19 protein-coding genes are annotated in these 16,463 nt (G+C 51.1%); 9 read left to right on the top strand and 10 right to left on the bottom strand.

Annotated features, from left to right (window positions below; all coding sequences use genetic code 11):
- Nucleotides 1-129: 129 nt before the first annotated feature.
- From ccrud_RS04940 to ccrud_RS04925, 4 genes are read left to right on the top strand one after another with little or no spacing between them, the layout of a single operon-like run.
- On the top strand, nucleotides 130-1,302 hold the full coding sequence (locus ccrud_RS04940; RefSeq protein ID WP_169816484.1) for an NRAMP family divalent metal transporter: 1,173 nt from the start codon (nucleotides 130-132) through the stop codon (nucleotides 1,300-1,302).
- Nucleotides 1,303-1,324: 22 nt separating this feature from the next.
- Complete coding sequence (locus tag ccrud_RS04935) at nucleotides 1,325-2,083, top strand: 5-oxoprolinase subunit PxpA (RefSeq protein ID WP_066565122.1); 759 nt, start codon at nucleotides 1,325-1,327, stop codon at nucleotides 2,081-2,083.
- Nucleotides 2,073-2,723: a 5-oxoprolinase subunit PxpB gene (gene pxpB / locus ccrud_RS04930; protein ID WP_066565121.1), complete on the top strand. Its 651-nt coding sequence runs from the start codon at nucleotides 2,073-2,075 to the stop codon at nucleotides 2,721-2,723. The genes ccrud_RS04935 and pxpB overlap by 11 nt, the downstream gene beginning before the upstream one ends.
- Nucleotides 2,720-3,601, top strand: coding sequence for a 5-oxoprolinase subunit C family protein (locus tag ccrud_RS04925; RefSeq protein ID WP_066565120.1), 882 nt, complete (start codon nucleotides 2,720-2,722; stop codon nucleotides 3,599-3,601). The genes pxpB and ccrud_RS04925 overlap by 4 nt, the downstream gene beginning before the upstream one ends.
- On the opposite strand, the gene ccrud_RS04920 is transcribed toward ccrud_RS04925, so the two are convergent.
- A complete protein-coding gene (locus ccrud_RS04920; RefSeq protein ID WP_066569552.1) occupies nucleotides 3,598-4,128 on the bottom strand; it encodes a GNAT family N-acetyltransferase in 531 nt (176 codons plus the stop codon). The two genes, ccrud_RS04925 and ccrud_RS04920, sit on opposite strands and share 4 nt — an antisense overlap.
- 57 nt (nucleotides 4,129-4,185) lie before the next feature.
- Complete coding sequence (locus ccrud_RS04915) at nucleotides 4,186-4,860, bottom strand: LysR family transcriptional regulator substrate-binding protein (RefSeq protein WP_066565119.1); 675 nt, start codon at nucleotides 4,858-4,860, stop codon at nucleotides 4,186-4,188.
- A gap of 18 nt (nucleotides 4,861-4,878) precedes the next feature.
- Between ccrud_RS04915 and ccrud_RS04910 the strand changes: the two genes are divergently transcribed.
- The gene (locus ccrud_RS04910; RefSeq protein WP_066565118.1) at nucleotides 4,879-5,274 is read left to right on the top strand and encodes a DUF5997 family protein; all 396 of its coding nucleotides are present in this window, start codon (nucleotides 4,879-4,881) and stop codon (nucleotides 5,272-5,274) included.
- 22 nt (nucleotides 5,275-5,296) lie between these two features.
- On the opposite strand, the gene ccrud_RS04905 is transcribed toward ccrud_RS04910, so the two are convergent.
- From ccrud_RS04905 to glyA, 3 genes are all read right to left on the bottom strand, one after another.
- A complete protein-coding gene (locus ccrud_RS04905; RefSeq protein WP_066565117.1) occupies nucleotides 5,297-6,016 on the bottom strand; it encodes an aminotransferase class IV in 720 nt (239 codons plus the stop codon).
- Nucleotides 6,013-7,875 (bottom strand): aminodeoxychorismate synthase component I, encoded by a 1,863-nt coding sequence (gene pabB / locus ccrud_RS04900; RefSeq protein ID WP_066565116.1) that lies wholly within the window; start codon nucleotides 7,873-7,875, stop codon nucleotides 6,013-6,015. Before pabB ends, ccrud_RS04905 begins: the two co-directional genes overlap by 4 nt.
- Nucleotides 7,876-7,952: 77 nt before the next feature.
- Nucleotides 7,953-9,257: a serine hydroxymethyltransferase gene (gene glyA, locus ccrud_RS04895; RefSeq protein WP_066565115.1), complete on the bottom strand. Its 1,305-nt coding sequence runs from the start codon at nucleotides 9,255-9,257 to the stop codon at nucleotides 7,953-7,955.
- 216 nt (nucleotides 9,258-9,473) lie between these two features.
- On the opposite strand from glyA, the gene coaA reads away from it, so the two are divergent.
- Nucleotides 9,474-10,445: a type I pantothenate kinase gene (coaA, locus tag ccrud_RS04890; protein WP_066565114.1), complete on the top strand. Its 972-nt coding sequence runs from the start codon at nucleotides 9,474-9,476 to the stop codon at nucleotides 10,443-10,445.
- A 257-nt stretch (nucleotides 10,446-10,702) separates the two neighbouring features.
- On the opposite strand, the gene ccrud_RS04880 is transcribed toward coaA, so the two are convergent.
- The 5 genes from ccrud_RS04880 to mca form a co-directional block, all read right to left on the bottom strand.
- A complete protein-coding gene (locus tag ccrud_RS04880) occupies nucleotides 10,703-11,221 on the bottom strand; it encodes a flavodoxin domain-containing protein (RefSeq protein ID WP_066565112.1) in 519 nt (172 codons plus the stop codon).
- A gap of 18 nt (nucleotides 11,222-11,239) precedes the next feature.
- The gene (locus tag ccrud_RS04875; RefSeq protein ID WP_066565111.1) at nucleotides 11,240-12,010 is read right to left on the bottom strand and encodes an isoprenyl transferase; all 771 of its coding nucleotides are present in this window, start codon (nucleotides 12,008-12,010) and stop codon (nucleotides 11,240-11,242) included.
- Nucleotides 12,011-12,033: 23 nt separating this feature from the next.
- Nucleotides 12,034-13,134, bottom strand: coding sequence for a 3-deoxy-7-phosphoheptulonate synthase (locus tag ccrud_RS04870; protein ID WP_066565110.1), 1,101 nt, complete (start codon nucleotides 13,132-13,134; stop codon nucleotides 12,034-12,036).
- Nucleotides 13,135-13,342: 208 nt separating this feature from the next.
- A complete protein-coding gene (locus ccrud_RS04865; protein ID WP_066565109.1) occupies nucleotides 13,343-13,663 on the bottom strand; it encodes a hypothetical protein in 321 nt (106 codons plus the stop codon).
- A gap of 39 nt (nucleotides 13,664-13,702) precedes the next feature.
- On the bottom strand, nucleotides 13,703-14,578 hold the full coding sequence (gene mca / locus ccrud_RS04860; protein ID WP_066565108.1) for a mycothiol conjugate amidase Mca: 876 nt from the start codon (nucleotides 14,576-14,578) through the stop codon (nucleotides 13,703-13,705).
- Between the two features lie 197 nt (nucleotides 14,579-14,775).
- On the opposite strand from mca, the gene ccrud_RS04855 reads away from it, so the two are divergent.
- From ccrud_RS04855 to ccrud_RS04845, 3 genes are all read left to right on the top strand, one after another.
- The gene (locus ccrud_RS04855) at nucleotides 14,776-15,267 is read left to right on the top strand and encodes a DUF4307 domain-containing protein (RefSeq protein ID WP_074025407.1); all 492 of its coding nucleotides are present in this window, start codon (nucleotides 14,776-14,778) and stop codon (nucleotides 15,265-15,267) included.
- A 171-nt stretch (nucleotides 15,268-15,438) separates the two neighbouring features.
- Nucleotides 15,439-15,963 carry a transcription elongation factor GreA gene (gene greA, locus ccrud_RS04850; protein ID WP_066565107.1) on the top strand — a complete coding sequence of 175 codons (525 nt, stop codon included), beginning with the start codon at nucleotides 15,439-15,441 and terminating at the stop codon, nucleotides 15,961-15,963.
- 21 nt (nucleotides 15,964-15,984) lie between these two features.
- Nucleotides 15,985-16,428 (top strand): hypothetical protein, encoded by a 444-nt coding sequence (locus ccrud_RS04845; RefSeq protein WP_066565106.1) that lies wholly within the window; start codon nucleotides 15,985-15,987, stop codon nucleotides 16,426-16,428.
- The last annotated feature ends 35 nt before the right edge of the window (nucleotides 16,429-16,463 follow it).

Genomic DNA, 16,463 nt, shown 5'->3' with positions numbered 1-16,463 from the left:
CTTCCCCTGGATGAAAGGAGTGCGATAGTGGATTCTTCCCATGAACAACACGATGCCCAAGCAATCGCCAAAGCGAATGCACCGTCTCTGAAACAAGCCGCAGTAAGCGCCTCCGGCCGCAGTGCACTGATGGGTGCCATCTTCTTGATGGCAACCTCTGCAATCGGCCCGGGCTTCCTCACTCAAACTGCAGTATTCACAAATCAGCTCGGCGCCGCCTTTGCTTTCGCCATCCTTATTTCCATCCTCATTGATATCGCCGTGCAGTTAAATGTGTGGCGCATCATCGGAATTTCCGGCATGCGCGCACAAGAACTGGGCAACACTGTTGTTCCTGGCTTGGGCTGGGTCTTGGCGGTGCTGGTCTGCATCGGTGGCGCAGTCTTTAATATCGGCAACATCGCCGGTGGCGGCTTAGGTCTGAACGCCCTACTGGGTTGGGATGTGAAAGTCGGCGGTGTCATCACCGCAGCCATCGCCATTGCCATCTTCTTATTCAAACGACTCGGTGCAGCACTGGATAAATTCCTCGTCGTTCTCGGCGTCGTCATGATCGCACTGACCATCTACGTTGCCTTTGTCTCCCAGCCTCCTGTTGGTTTGGCACTGAAAAATGCAGTTCTTCCCGACACCATCAACTGGCTAGTTATCACCACCCTTGTCGGCGGCACTGTTGGCGGTTATATCACTTACGCTGGTGCCCACCGCATGCTTGATTCCGGCCTGACTGGTCCCGATCATGTTAAATCTGTGTCTAACTCTTCTATCACCGGAATCTTGATCACCGGTCTCATGCGCGTTGTTCTGTTCCTCGCCGTACTTGGCGTTGTCGCTGGTGGCGTAACCCTATCCACCGATGGAAACCCAGCTGCAGAAGCATTCCAGCACGCTGCCGGTGATATCGGACTCCGCATCTTTGGTGCTGTTTTGTGGGCTGCTTCCATCTCCTCAGTGATCGGCGCCAGCTACACCTCAGCAACCTTCCTGGTGGAAAACAAGCCAGAAAAACAGCGTCTGCAAAACTGGGTAACCATCGCATTCATCCTTATTTCTTGCTCCGTTTTCATCTTCCTCGGCACTGCCCCAGCAACCCTCTTGGTCTTCGCCGGAGCGTTTAACGGCCTCGTGCTCCCCATCGGATTCACCCTCATGGTCTATGTGGCGATCTTCCGACAAAAAGATCTCCTCAAGGGTTATAAATACCCCTTATGGCTCATTATTGTCGGTGTGATTGGCCTGATCATCGCGTGGTTCCTGGCGTATATCTCCTTCGGTGGAGTTTTCGATCTGCTCAGTAGTTAAAAGTTTTGAAAGGACAATTTTCATGACCACCATCGATCTCAACAGCGACCTCGGCGAAAGCTACGGCAACTGGATCATGGGCAACGACGAAGCCGTTCTTGACCTTGTCTCCAGCGCAAATATTGCGTGCGGTTTCCACGCAGGTGATGCCACAGTATTGCTGAAAACAGTGCGCGCGGCACATGCTCGCGGGGTGCGCATTGGCGCCCACATTGGTTACAACGACATTGCAGGTTTTGGGCGCCGGAACATCGATTACGCCCACGATGACCTGGTTGCTGAAACCATCTATCAAATTGGAGCTATCAAGGCGGCAGCGACAGCAAGCGGTGCAACCGTGGACTATGTAAAACCCCACGGCGCTTTGTACAACACCATTGCGGTTAATGAAGCCCAGGCTGCCGCTGTCATTGAAGGCATCCTATTGGTTGATCCTTCATTAACGCTGATGGCATTGGCAGGTTCACAGATTGTCGCACAAGCGCGTGTCGCCGGCCTTCAGGTGGAACAAGAAACCTTCGCCGACCGCGCGTATACCGCCGACGGCCAGCTGGTTTCCCGCAAGCTGCCCGGCGCGGTGCACCACGACCCACAAACCGCAGCCACGCAGGCCTTGGCGTTTGCGACCGGCCGCCCCATCACTGCAATCACCGGTGAAAGCGTGCTTGTCGACGCCGACTCCATCTGTGTGCATGGTGACAACCCGCAGGCTTTAGCCTTGGTTCAAAAAATCGTGTCTTCGCTAAGCGCACATGATGTGCAGGTTTCCTATGCTCATTAGACCGTGTGGCGATCAGGCTGTCATCATTGATTTCCTTACAGAAGATGCTACTGCTGTTAGAGGAAGTGTCTTAGATGCTGTTTTGGCGCTTAATCGATCCTTGGTTGGCATGCAAGTGCCGGGAATTATTGATACGGTTCCCGCTGCCCAAACGCTCTTGGTTACTTTCGATACCACGCAGATCACTCCGAGCAGATTCGCGGAGATCGTCGATTCCATTCGGTTGACTCCTTCAGGGGCCGCGGAAAAGGCATCTGAAACTGTGGAAATACCAGTTGTTTATGATGGTCCGGATTTAGAGGCAGTAGCAAAACACACCGGATTAAGCGTTGAACAAGTTATTGAACAGCACTCAAACACTCTATGGACTGCTGCTTTTGGCGGATTCGCTCCCGGTTTCTACTACTTAATCCCCCAGAGCCCACTGTGGGATATTCCACGATTAGAATCACCTCGCACCAAAATTCCGGCGGGTTCCGTCGCCGTGGCAGGTGAGTTCAGCGCGGTGTACCCACAGCAATCTCCTGGCGGTTGGCAGCTCCTTGGCACCACGAAAATCCCCATGTGGGATGTCGATCGGTGGCAGCCCTCGCTTCTCAAACCCGGTGATTCTGTCAAATTTGTGCAGGTGAAAAAATGAGTTTCAAAGTAATATCCACTGGCCCCCAGGCAATCTTTCAAGATCGCGGTCGCTTTGGGTTTGCCAGCTCGGGTGTAGGTACTTCTGGTTCCTTTGATCGGCTCTCTGCAGCTCGCGCTAACCACGCCGTGGGCAACGATCCCAATGCAACCGTCGTAGAAATTTTGCTCGGCGGGTTTGAGATAGAAGCACAAGCCATCACCTCAATTATTTTTACCGGAACAGAGGCTGCCGTTTCTGTACGAACAGCTGCGGGCCACTCTAAAAATGCAACCACCAACACCATCATTGATGTGGCACCTGGCGATTGCATTCGACTCGAGCCTGCTGCTTTAGGTATGCGTGCCTATTTCGCAGCAAGAGGTGGGTTTGCCGTAGAGAAAACTTTAGGGTCTGCCTCCACAGATCTGATTTCACGCATGGGACCACCACCGCTTGAAATAGATGATGTTATCTCCCTTGCCACCGACATTGCTGATTCTCAGTGGTGGCCCAAGCTGCGCCAGCTTCCTGTGGCTTGGCAACAGCGGCATATAGAAACACTCAATGTCATTCGTGGTCCACGTGATAAATGGTTTACACCGGAATCCTTGGATAGCTTCTTCACTCAAATTTTCACCGTGAGTAATGATTCCAATCGCATTGGTTTGCGGTTGAATTCCGCAATACCGCTGGAGCGACGGATGAGAGGAGAATTAAAAAGTGAAGGAATGGTTCGGGGTTCCATCCAAGTCCCTCCTGGCGGAAACCCCGTGGTGTTTGGCCCCGATCACCCTGTGACTGGTGGTTACCCAGTCATTGCCGTGTTAACTTCCGAATCTTGCGATAGGTCTGCACAACTTTTACCAGGCGACCGAGTTAGATTTACTTTGGCTTAAACCTGCGCTGGAACGGACAAGAGGCGTTCCCACAGATCGCAATCGCGCCATTGTCCTTCCATTTCGCCATAAGGCATACGAGCCATTTGATGCATGGTGCCTACTTTCACAAACCCCCGAGATTCATGAAGCTTCGCAGAGCCTGAATTTTCGGGGAAAATCCACGAGTGGATAGACCACACTCCGCTGGTTTCACACAACTCAATCAGTGCATTAAGCAAAGCGCCTCCGACACCGCGCCCCTGGCCTTGAGGGTGGATATAGATAGAATCCTCCACCACTCCGTGAAAAACCTGCCTTGTTGAAATCGGTGCTGCAGATACCCATCCAAGAATGAAGTTGGGGTCATTGTTTTCTACCGCGACCATAACGGTATCCATAATTTTCATTTGGGTGAACTGCTCCCACGTGGGACCAGAAGTCTCATAAGACGCATGTCCCGTTTCCAGTCCCAATTCGTAGATGTCCCTCACCTGAGGGAAATCACCCTCGCGGATTGGTCGGATAGTGAAGTCTTTTTCAACCATGCCCGCAATTGTCCAGATAATTACTTCAATCGGCAACCGGAAAAGAATGGGTGAACCTTATCGCCGTTTTTGAGGCCGTTTTCTAGGTGGAGTCCGTTTTTGGGTTTTTGGTTTCTCCCCCTGTCTGCGGGCCTGTTTTGCCAGAGATTTCTCACGAGCGCTGAGCTTTACCGTAGGTTTCCTGCTGGAATTACGGGTTCGACCGCGAGCGATTCCCACGAAGTCCTGAATTTCCTCAGAATCCTCGTCTTTTTTCCATACCAACGCGATGGTTGTTTCTATCCCGCCTTTGAGCTCTCTGTGTTCAACTAATTTCTTGCTCAACACTTTCAGCAACGGACGTGGAGCAATAACGACACCAACGTTTGCCGCAACGATTTGGAGGGCATCCCGCACGGCTGCAGTATCAACTTCTCCGGAGTCTGGCATCTGCCAGTTAATGATCTCCCCATCTAATTCAGCCGGGTCCACGGCACCTTCTTCAGCACTTAAAAAGAAGTCTTTGGGAAAAGCGATACCGGGACTTTCTTCATACAGTTTAACCACGTGAAGGGAGTCGTCGATACGCGCGTCTGGGAGCCGACTTAATGCGAGTTGTGCCTGGCCAGCAAGCATCTCACCAAGTGCATCATCCGAATCAATCGTCTCAAATCGACCATGATGTGTCCGATCCCGGAAACGGGTAAACCACTTTCCTGGCTCGGTGCCAGTGATGAAACTTAAGGTCAGCATGAAAACAATGCTACCGTTATGGGCGTGAACGAAGAATCTGTACGCCAGCCATCGGGCCGGGCTATGAAGCCACAGACTGCCGCTAAGAAGCTCGGTCTGTTTTTGCCCGCCACGCCAGAGGAGTTCCAAACAGGTGCAGTAACTCATCAAGAGTTCAAAAACCTGCAGGAAAATCCACCGGAGTGGCTCCAAACACTACGTCGCGAAGGTCCACACCCTCGTCCAGTGGTAGCTCAAAAATTGGGCATCACCATCGCGGCTCTAAAAAAGAACGAATTGGACAAACCGCTAACCACCGCCGATATCAAGGCACTTCTGGAAAATCAGCCAGAATGGTTGCGCGCTGCACGCACTCAGCTTGCTGAAGGTCGCGACACCGCAACTAAAGAAACTGAAGAAACCACCGAAGCTTAATTCCCCTACTGCGCTCGATTCCTTAAAGGAACGGGCGCAGTTGTGTATTCCATGGCTTTACCGACGGAGCTTGGGCAGCAGCAATTCTGCCTAAACCTCTGCCCCAACTCACCACAGGCGTCCAGCCATGAAGAGAACTTCCACACCACGCAGGAATATCAATGCGCCGGATATCTTCTCTGATGATGGTAATGCCGTCCTTTTCCCACAGCGGCAATGTGGCTGCAACCGTTATGGACGGCAACACCTCTTGCTTAGGCAAGATCACAGTCTTCTTATCTGCCCAAAAAACTACTGCGGCGTTAGCAGCTTCCATGATGGTGCCATCAGGGCTTATTAAAAGCGCATCATCGAAACCATTATCATGAGCTCGACTCCGCAACCAGGCTAAAACTTTGAGGTCTGGTCCTTTAATCGTGGGGAATGTGCGTGGGTCAGGTGATTCTGGAAGCCACAGGGAACTTGTTTTACGCAATGGCGGAGCGGGTCGAAGAGCGACGGCAAAATTATCGGCACCATGCCACTCAACACGAGGAAACCATGCTCCTTTTTCTGGAATTGCTTTACGCACTTCACTTAAAAATGGCCACGCTTCTGGAGTGCTGCTTGCGGCAAATCTTTTTTCATGAAGATCCCAACGCACCACGTGTTTATCCTGAACCAAATAGGAATCTACAACTTGAGGCGATCTCTGCGATGCGCCTTTATACAGGGTATCTCCATCCCACAGCAAATAAGTCATGGGAACTTAGCTCCAAACAGGTTGAGCAACGGCCTAGACTTTACGCGGATTTCTTCCCACTCCGCTTGAGGATCAGACAGCGCAAGAATCGCACCTCCAACGCCATATTCCACATGATTATTGTGCATAACAAGAGTTCTAATCACCATGGATAAATCAACAGAACCATCCAGAGAAAAATACCCCAGGCCTCCTGAGTAAATACCTCGCGGTCCAGTTTCTAGCTCATCGATAATTTCCATCGTGCGCAGTTTTGGAGCTCCAGTCATCGAACCGCCTGGAAAAGCTGCACGCACGCAATCAATAGCGTTTTTATGACCCAGCTCTGCAGAAACAGTGCTCACTAGCTGATGGACAGTGGCGTAGGTTTCGACGTCGAAAAGCTTTGAAGTTTTAACGCTGCTAGGCTGCGCGCCTCGTGCTAAATCATTTCGCACAAGATCAACGATCATCAGGTTTTCTGCGCGGTCTTTAGGATTCGCACGCAGCTCAGCGATGATTGCTTGATCTTCTGCTGCGCTGTGTCCGCGTGGTCGAGTGCCTTTAATCGGCTTAGATTCCACGTGCCCTGCAGCATCGATGGTGATAAATCTTTCAGGAGAAGAACTTAAAACAACCACGTCACCGAGTTGAAGGAAGGCGCCATATGCGGTGGGATTCGCTTTCCTTAACGCCAGATATGCAGCTAAAGGATCTGCGTCAGTGGTACCACTTAGCTGTGTTGTCAAGCAGATCTCATAGGATTCACCATGAGTAATGAGTTCTTGTGCACGCCGGATTTTAGCAAGATAATCTGATTCTGAATCCCGCACTTTTAAATCAATCTCGCCGGCATAAGGACTGCGTGGAGCCTTCAGCGCTTGGAGCTGCTCAATAGTTTCTGCAAACCACTGCTCCTGCTCCCCGATCGCCATGAGTCGAACATGATCTGATTCCACCGCAATAGCACGATCTGCAAAAATGAAATGTGCATCAGGCAAGGAAGATTTATGGTGCACCGCTGCGCCACTTTCCGCCTTCATTTCATAGCCGAGGTAGCCTACCCACCCCAAACGAAAACCTTGCCCAGGAGACACAGCATTTGCGGCAAGATCGTCCTTGAGCCAGGTAAAGAAATCATCATCTCCAACATGGTGGGTTTTTATCCGTGACAATGGTCCACTGGCATCGCCAAGATAGCTAGTTCCGGTTGCACCATCAAGCCAAAATGCATGTGTAGAATTTGCAAACAATGTTTCAAACACTGCCGCAGGATCAACCTTGAGGCTGATGGTTTTCTCTGAAATTTCCCACGTATAATTGCGTGCTAAATTAAGGAAATTTCTAATGATCTGATGCCCGAACTGCCCACCGATGGATTCTGGATGGAATTGGACTCCCCACTGTGGCAAAGATTTATGTTCTAACGCCATCACTAGACCATCTTCACTGGTGGCTGTCACTGTAATCGAATCTGGTATTTGCGTGGCCACCATGGAGTGATAGCGCACCGCCTGAAAATGTGTCGGAATATCTGCAAAAAGCGCAGCTCCACTATGCGTGATTTCTGATGCTTCACCATGCACCGGACGAGGTGCTAACCCCACAGTTCCACCATGTGCCAACGCAATACCCTGATGGCCCAAACACACCCCAAGAATCGGCACGAGGGCGCGCTCAATAATCCCTGCACAGATACCAAAATCTGCCGCAACTCCGGCGTGGCCAGGACCGGGTGAGAGGATGACGGCGTCGAAAAGCGTCTCATCTATGCGTTCGTCATTGCGCACCACAGTAGGCGCCTGACCAGTTATTTCTTCCACATAAGTGGCCAGATTAAAAGTGAAAGAATCATAATTATCGATTATTAAAACACGCATGAGAAACATCCTCCGACAACGAGAAAGGCACCGCCCGGCCGAAGCCGACGATGCCTTCTTGTAAAACTTAAGAAAACTTAGACGATTGTCCAGTCTTCCAGGCCTTCATAAAGTGGGTAATCTGCAGCAAGCTTTGCTACACGGCCACGCAGTGCTTCCACATCTGCGGACTTACCATTAGCCAATGCAATACCGATGATATCAGCGACTTCAGTGAATCCAGCTGCATCGAAACCACGGGTAGCCAACGCAGGAGTACCGATACGCAGACCGGAAGTAACCATTGGTGGACGAGGATCGAAAGGAACTGCATTGCGGTTAACAGTGATGCCAACCTCGTGCAGCAGATCTTCCGCCTGCTGGCCATCCATCTGGGAATTACGCAGATCAGCCAAAACTAGGTGCACATCAGTGCCACCAGTCAAGACATCCACGCCAGCTGCCTTAGCATCAGAAGCAGTCAGACGCTCAGCAAGAATGCGAGCACCTTCCAAAGTGCGCTCCTGACGATCGCGGAACTGCTCAGTGCCGGCAATCTTCAAAGAAGTAGCCTTCGCAGCAATCGCATGCATCAAAGGACCACCCTGCTGACCTGGGAATACAGAAGAGTTCAGCTTCTTCGCGTACTCCTGCTTAGCCAGGATAATTCCGGAACGAGGTCCACCCAAAGTCTTATGAACAGTGGAGGAAACAACATCAGCGTAAGGAATTGGGCTTGGGTGCAGACCAGCTGCAACAAGACCAGCGAAGTGAGCCATATCAACCCACAGCTTCGCTCCAACTTCTTGTGCGATTGCCTGGAACGCCTCGAAATCGAGGTGACGAGGGTACGCAGACCAGCCAGCGATAATAACCTTTGGCCGTTCCTTCAGAGCAGTCTCACGAACCTGATCCATATCGATACGCATGGTCTCAGGATCAACACCGTAAGCTACAACTTCGTACAGCTTTCCGGAGAAGTTCAACTTCATTCCGTGAGTCAGGTGACCACCATGAGCCAAAGATAGGCCCATGATCTTGTCGCCTGGATCAGCCAAGGTCATCAGGACAGCAGCATTAGCCTGCGCACCTGAGTGAGGCTGAACGTTAGCAAAATCAGCACCAAAAAGTGACTTCGCACGATCACGTGCAAGATCCTCAATGATGTCTACTTGTTCGCAACCACCGTAGTAGCGGCGACCGGGGTAACCCTCGGCATACTTGTTGGTAAGAACTGAACCCTGCGCCTGCAAAACAGAACGGGGAACAAAGTTCTCAGACGCGATCATCTCAAGAGTATCGCGCTGGCGGGCAAGTTCCCCAGCGATGGCAGCAGCCACCTCAGGATCAAGCACGCTTAGTGGCTGGTAACGGACATCGTCCGCTTGGTGGGCATCGGTCATCAGGTCAGCTAACCTTTCACAAGACGAATCCCGCGCGTAAGACCTCACTCGCGGGACAGGTACGCCCCCAAGCATAGACCTCTGGCACCCAGATAGAAAAGTGTGGGCTTAAACTCAGCTTAAAAGCCTCCTCTTTCCTTGCCATTTAGCTATCTCTCAAAGTGAAAAATTAACCCCGATCACACTTTCTAAGTAGCCACGGTGCACAATGGATTCATGGCAGAGCGAATTGCTGCAGGAACACATGGTGTAAAAAACTCACCGCGCACCCCAGATTTCAGCCCCTATCTTGATTTCGATCGCGCACAATGGCGTGAGCTTCGAAACTCAATGCCTCAGGTGTTGACCCAAAAAGAGGTCATTGAGCTGCGCGGAATCGGTGAAAATATTGATCTGGAAGAAGTAGCCGAAGTCTATCTTCCACTCTCTCGTCTAATCCACCTACAGGTCGCAGCCCGGCAGAAACTTACCGCAGCCACCGAAACCTTCCTTGGCACTTCCCCATCCGCATCTGTCCCATTTGTCATTGGTGTGGCAGGTTCTGTTGCTGTTGGAAAATCCACCACCGCGCGTTTGCTACAGGTACTTTTACAGCGCTGGAATTCCCACCCCCGGGTTGATCTAGTCACCACCGATGGATTCCTCTACCCCGCCACAGAATTAACCCGTCGTGGTTTGATGGCCCGAAAAGGTTTTCCAGAAAGCTACGACCAACGAGCTCTCCTTCGATTTGTCACCGACGTAAAATCTGGAAAACTCGCCGTTGATGCTCCGGTATATTCCCACACTGCCTATGACCGCGTCCCCGGTGAGTTCACTACCGTCCGACAGCCAGACATTCTCATCGTAGAAGGCCTTAACGTTCTACAAACCGGCCCAACGTTGATGGTCAGTGACCTTTTCGATTTCAGCGTCTACGTAGATGCCCGCACCGAAGACATCGAAAAATGGTACATCGACCGCTTCCTTCAACTACGCGATACTGCATTCCGTCGGCCTGGCGCGCACTTCTCCCACTATGCCGATATGGCTGATGAAGAATCCTCAAAAGTTGCACGTGAATTATGGCAATCCATCAACCTGCCCAACTTGGTAGAAAATATTCTCCCCACCAGAGTTCGAGCGTCTTTGGTGCTCAAAAAAGGCAGTGATCACCTCGTGGAGCGGGTGCGGATGCGCAAAATTTAACTGCGGCTTGCGAGCTAGTGCAAAAGCCTGTTTAACAGCCCTCAGATTTTAAAATGAGGTTTGTATGGAGAAGGTGTCCAGAGGCGCTTAAAAACGATTCTGGAAGGGCACTTTTTCTGGGCATTGAAAGCGACTTTCCACCAGACCACACAGGGATGCCCACCACACCATAAAACCTGACTCGTGGGCACTGTGGTTTGGCCCCTCACCATCAAGCACTGAAACAGCACCAGAAGCAAGCCCCCAGTATGCAAAAACTAGCTGCGCGCCCACTTTTCTACAGCATCTAAGTTACTCAGATCCACGCGGTCCACATCTTTATCAAAAGTGTCGATCATCATTTTTTCATTGTCGTTTTTAAAAGGCTTAGCTTTCAGCATGTTGACAATGGTCCACATGGTGCTGCGGTGCGCGGTGGAAAGCTCTGAGTAATTAAGTCGGCCGGGTAGGTAGAAACGCGTGACTTGATCAGCTTTACGGCCCAAAGATTTCGCTACCCCGTCTTTCTTTTGCGCAACATCATCCAAGGTCATGCCGACTGTGCATAGTGCTACGCGATGTCCGGAAAGTTCGGTATCCACGATGAATTTTGCACCTGGATTTAATGGCCCGTGAACAAAGCTCAATACAACAACACGTGCATCTGTTTTCCCAACAAGTTCAGCTCGTGCTTGGTCAAGGCTCAGAGCTTTTACTCCGAAGCGTTTCGCCAGTGCTTCGGCATATTGCTGTGTGGAACCATACGCAGATTCAAATGCAACGATGAAGTCAGACATGTTTCTCCTTGAGAATAATTATTTTCCGAATCTTCTGCTGCGCTGAGAATAGTCACGGAGGGCGCGGAGGAAGTCGATGCGTCGGAAAGCTGGCCAATAAGTATCGGTGAACCAGATTTCTGAATACGCTGACTGCCACAGCATAAATCCAGAGAGCCGCTGTTCGCCAGAAGTTCGGATAACAAGATCTGGATCCGGCTGGCCAGAGGTGTACAGATGGGTGGAGATCGCATCTACTGCGACGGATTCGATGAGTTCATCAACACCCAAACCGTTATTTTTTCCCATGGTCAACAGCTTTTGCACTGCGTCCACGATTTCTTGACGTCCGCCGTAGCCAACAGCCATATTCACTGCGATACCTGTGTGTTCTGCAGTGGCTTCCTCGGCTGTTCGCAACCTGCAAGCAACAGCATCCGGGAGGAGATCTAGGTGCCCAACGAGACGAACCCGACAATTGGTTTCAGGTCGTGCGAGTTCGTCCGCGACATCAGCGATGATATCGAAAAGCAATTGTAGTTCTTCTGAGGAACGTCCAAGATTTTCCATCGACAACAAATAGACGGTCACTAGGTTGACATCGACATCGTCACACCAGCGTACCATTTCACCGATTTTCTTAGCGCCGACGCGGTGCCCATGACTGACATCTGTAAATCCTGCTTCTCTGGCCCAACGTCTGTTGCCATCACACATAATGGCAACATGACCGGGCTGTTTAGCGCCGTCTAGTTCTTTTAGGAGACGACGCTCATAAACCGGGTACAGCAATCTGGGCAGGTTTAACACATCTATTAGTCTAGCGCCCTTGCTTACTGAGCTGTTGTTCGACGCTCCCTTACTGCTGCCGCCAACTCTGCCAGCAAATCAATTGAGGTATTAATGTCAATGCACTTATCGGTTACAGACTGGCCGTAGACCAAACCTTCGCCTCCATTAATGCGCAGTTTTGCAGGATCCAAGTTCTGCGCGCCACCCACGAGGAAAGACTCAATCATGATGCCAGCCACAGCATCGGATCCACCCGCGATTTGTGCGGCAATTTCACGCACAACTTCCGCCTGGCGGATATGGTCTTTGCCAGAGTTAGCGTGAGAAGCATCAATCATGAGACGAGCATTGTCACCCAGCTTTTCGACGACGGCCTCCACCGAAGCAGCATCATGATTCGGGCCGGAGGTACCGCCGCGCAAAATGATGTGCGAGTTACTGTTGCCAGCGGTTTCCACGACGCTGAGCGCGCCGTCATCAGAGGTGCCGAAGAAGAAGTGTGGGTTCTTCGCTGCTTCCACAGCATCAATTGCCACCTGAGTATTGCCGTCAGTGCCGTTTTTGAATCCAATTGGCATGGACATTCCTGAAGCCAGCTGGCGGTGCACCTGCGATTCAGTGGTGCGAGCGCCGATTGCGCCCCACGCCACGGTATCTGCGTAGTACTGAGGGCTATTAGGTTCGAGGAATTCGCAGCCGACTGGAAGATCCAGGTTCACAACGTCGATAAGCACTTTGCGCGCTAAGCGCAGGCCCTCAGGAATATCGTAAGTTTCGTTGAGGTGAGGATCGTTGATCAAGCCCTTCCAGCCCACGGTAGTGCGTGGCTTCTCGAAGTACACGCGCATCACAATTTTCAGATCCTGATCCAGGCGTTTAGCCAATGGAGCCAGGCGGTTTGCGTAATCGATCGCAGCTTCTGGATCGTGCACAGAACACGGCCCCACAACAACGACAAGGCGGTCATCATCGCCAGCGAAAATATCGGCGATGTCCTGACGATCCTTTTCTACCTTGGTTGCTTGCTTCGGAGTCAATGGATTAGCAGAAATCAGAGCTGTCGGGCTAGGCAACTCATGGAACGCAACGACGCGCTTATTACTGGTTGACGCCGCATTTTCAAGTGATACTGGAGAACTCATGGTGTATGTCTTTCTTAAGGGACTTAATTTATCTAGGTAACAAAAAAGCAGCCCCTCTACCCTTGCGGGGAGGTGCTGCTCGACTCCGGATGTTGTTCGCGTTTTAGCTGGCACAATTAATGGCCAGCTTGCGCGGGGAGGCCCCGGAGCCGGTCATAAAATAAAATCGTGCTGCGAACATAGTTTCCGACCTTAACACAGTTTCTTTTTAAAGGAAGCCCTTTTTGGAATTTTCATTCAAGCCTGCTTCTGCCATGGCAATACGCACGCCCTCGATATCAAATGGATCAAGCCCATTACGCTCTGCGAAGATACGCCGACGATTCATACGAGACCAGCGTCGATGGAATGCCCAGCCCAGAACAAGCACGGCAACCAGCATCGCGATAATTAGCAATAAACCAACCGGCGAGGCCTTTCCGAATTCTGGTCCAAGCGGTCCACCTTGCTGCTGTTGAGCCAAGATAGTCATGGTGGTGTCGTTATACATGCCGGCAGCTGTAGTGAATACAGAGCTAAGGTCAATCACGCCGAAAAGGTCCTTCCTAAAGGATGTGGTCTAACTGCATTATTCTGTATCGGGTGCGATTCCGGCAAACAGGTCATCTTCAGGGATCGAAGTTTTCACCCGAGTCTTGGCTAATTCGAACTCCTCAGTTGGCCACAGTCGACGCTGCACTTCAACTGGAGTGCCAAAGAAAGCACCTGCTGGATCGATCTGTGTTGCATGCGCACGGAGTGCATCATCACGCTGATCAAAGAAGCGTTCACTTGGAACTTGAGTAGTTACCCTAGCCATGATGTCAGCCTGATTAGCCCGCCACCTCTCCAGCATCGGAGTATATGGACTTGGCTTTCCCTGCTCCAGCAACAAATTATGGAACATCTCCATGCGCTGGCGGATAAAGCCATGGGTGTAGTACAACTTCAATGGTTCCCATGCAGCACCAAGCTCTGGGGCAAAAGCCGCATCCCCTGATTTTTCCCAGGCAAGCATAGAAACCTCATGCACCTTGAGGTGATCTGGGTGCGGATATCCACCGTTTTCGTCATAAGTAATAATGACGTGCGGGCGGAACTCACGAAGAATTTTCACTAGATCTCGGGTAACTTTCTCCGAGTCCTCTAGTGCAAAGCAGCCCTCTGGTAGAGGTGGCAAAGGATCACCTTGGGGTAATCCGGAATCCTCATAACCCAGCCACTTGTGCTCGGTGCCAAGGATTTCCATCGCTTTAGCCATCTCTTCCTGACGAACCGCAGAAATATTATCTAAGATTCCAGGCTTATCCATTGCAGGGTTGAGAATGTCTCCACGCTCTCCACCTGTGCAGGTCACAACCATTACTCGGTTACCTTCAGCGGCGTACTGCGCCATGGTTGCTGCCCCCTTGCTCGACTCATCGTCAGGGTGGGCGTGGATCGCCAGTAGGCGTAAACCACTCACGTGTCTCATCCTTCCTTGAAGCACCAAATGCTTCTACAGGGTTTAGTTGATGTGTATTGCATTCATGATAGTCGTTTCCAATCCCATGCCTCATTTCGCACGCATAGACCTCGGTTAACAGTTTTTCCTACATTGACTAAGATGTATAAGGACCAACTCGATTCGGCCTTTGAAGAGGATGTAGACACACTTCCATCATGAGCACTAATTCCAACTCTCCATCCAACACTTCAAGTTCATCGAACATTCCAAACACCCAACGCCCTGCTGATCGATACAATGCTCGTCGACCAGAGGCTGCTGCTGGAAGAAACATCAGCGGAAAAATCATTGCTGTCGTAGGAGTGTTGTTGGTAATCGCTATTGTGATTGTCGGCGCAAACTTCTTGAAAAATCGTGAAGCCCAGACCGTATCGGGTCAAATGGGAGCTTTCGAGCGTATCGACGATGACACATTGCGTTTCGAGGTCGATGTCTCCCGTGATGATCCAAGCCAAGTCGCTTATTGCATTGTCACCGCGAAAGACTACTCACACGCTGAGGTTGGGCGCCGAGAAGTTCTCGTGGAGCCGAGCGAGCATTCAACGGTACGTATCTCCACATTGATCCCCACTCGTGAACCAGCAGTTTCCGGTGGTGTCTACGGTTGTTCCTCCGTCATCCCGTCTCATATGAACCTCAAAAACTAGAAAAATTTGCTGTGCTAAAATTTGCAGCAGAAACGTACGTTGACATCGTCGGTAAATAGTTACCGTAAAAGTTAAGCCTATTGGCCCCGGACAGCCGGGGCCAATCTTATGATTTTATTCTCTGTTTTTCCGATGATCCACCTCTACTGTTCCCCAGGAGGGTAAGTAATTATGGCAAGTGTAAGCAAGCAATACATCACACCAGAAACCAAGGCCAAGCTAGAGGAAGAGCTCAACGCTCTCATCGCAAACCGCCCTGCAGTTGCTGCAGAAATCAATGAGCGCCGCGAAGAGGGCGACCTCAAAGAAAACGCTGGCTACGATGCAGCTCGTGAAATGCAGGACCAAGAAGAGGCTCGCATCAAGCAGATCTCTGAATTGCTTGCAAACGCCACCACTGAGCGTGAAGGCATCATCGAAGGTGTTGCACACGTAGGTTCCGTTGTTCACGTCTACTACGACGGTGACCACAGCGATAAGGAAACCTTCCTCATCGGTACCCGCGCTGGCGCATCTGAGAACCCAGATCTTGAGACCTACTCTGAGCAGTCTCCACTAGGTGCTGCCATTCTCGGCGCTCAGGAAGGCGAAACTCGCCAGTACAACTCACCAAATGGTTCCGTAATCTCTGTGACCGTCGTGTCTGCAGAACCATACAACTCTGCAAAGGCAGCTGCACTGCGCAGCAATAACTAACCAAGGATTCATAGTTTAAAAATGACTACTCTTTCTCGTAAGTTCTTCGCCACTGGCGCCACCGCTCTGGCTGCAATCGCTCTCGTTGCATGTACCCCACCAAATCAGAATGACTCTGATCTGAAGGTTGCAACCGCAACTGGTGTCAAAGCCCCAGCAAAGAGCACTTCCACTGCAGCAGCAACGGATGCACCAGGCTACATCGATTGCGTGGCTGCACCTACTCAGCAGCCTTCTGAAATCTCCCTCAACTGCGCCATGGACATTGACCAGCTGACTGATATTTCTTGGAGTGCGTGGACTGCTGATTCTGCAACTGGAACCGGTACCCGCGTAGTAGTTTCAGACACTGGTGAAGAGACCGAAACTGAAGACGTTGCGGTTAAGCTCTCCTTCCCTACCCAGTCTTCCCAAGGCCTAGTATTTACCCAGGTCACTGTAGATGGACAGGTTGTCTTTCTTTAAATAAAGACAAACAATAATGGCTCCGACTTTTTCAA

The organism is Corynebacterium crudilactis (assembly GCF_001643015.1).
Classification (GTDB): Bacteria; Actinomycetota; Actinomycetes; order Mycobacteriales; family Mycobacteriaceae; genus Corynebacterium; species Corynebacterium crudilactis.
This window is presented reverse-complemented; position numbering and strand designations above follow the sequence as displayed.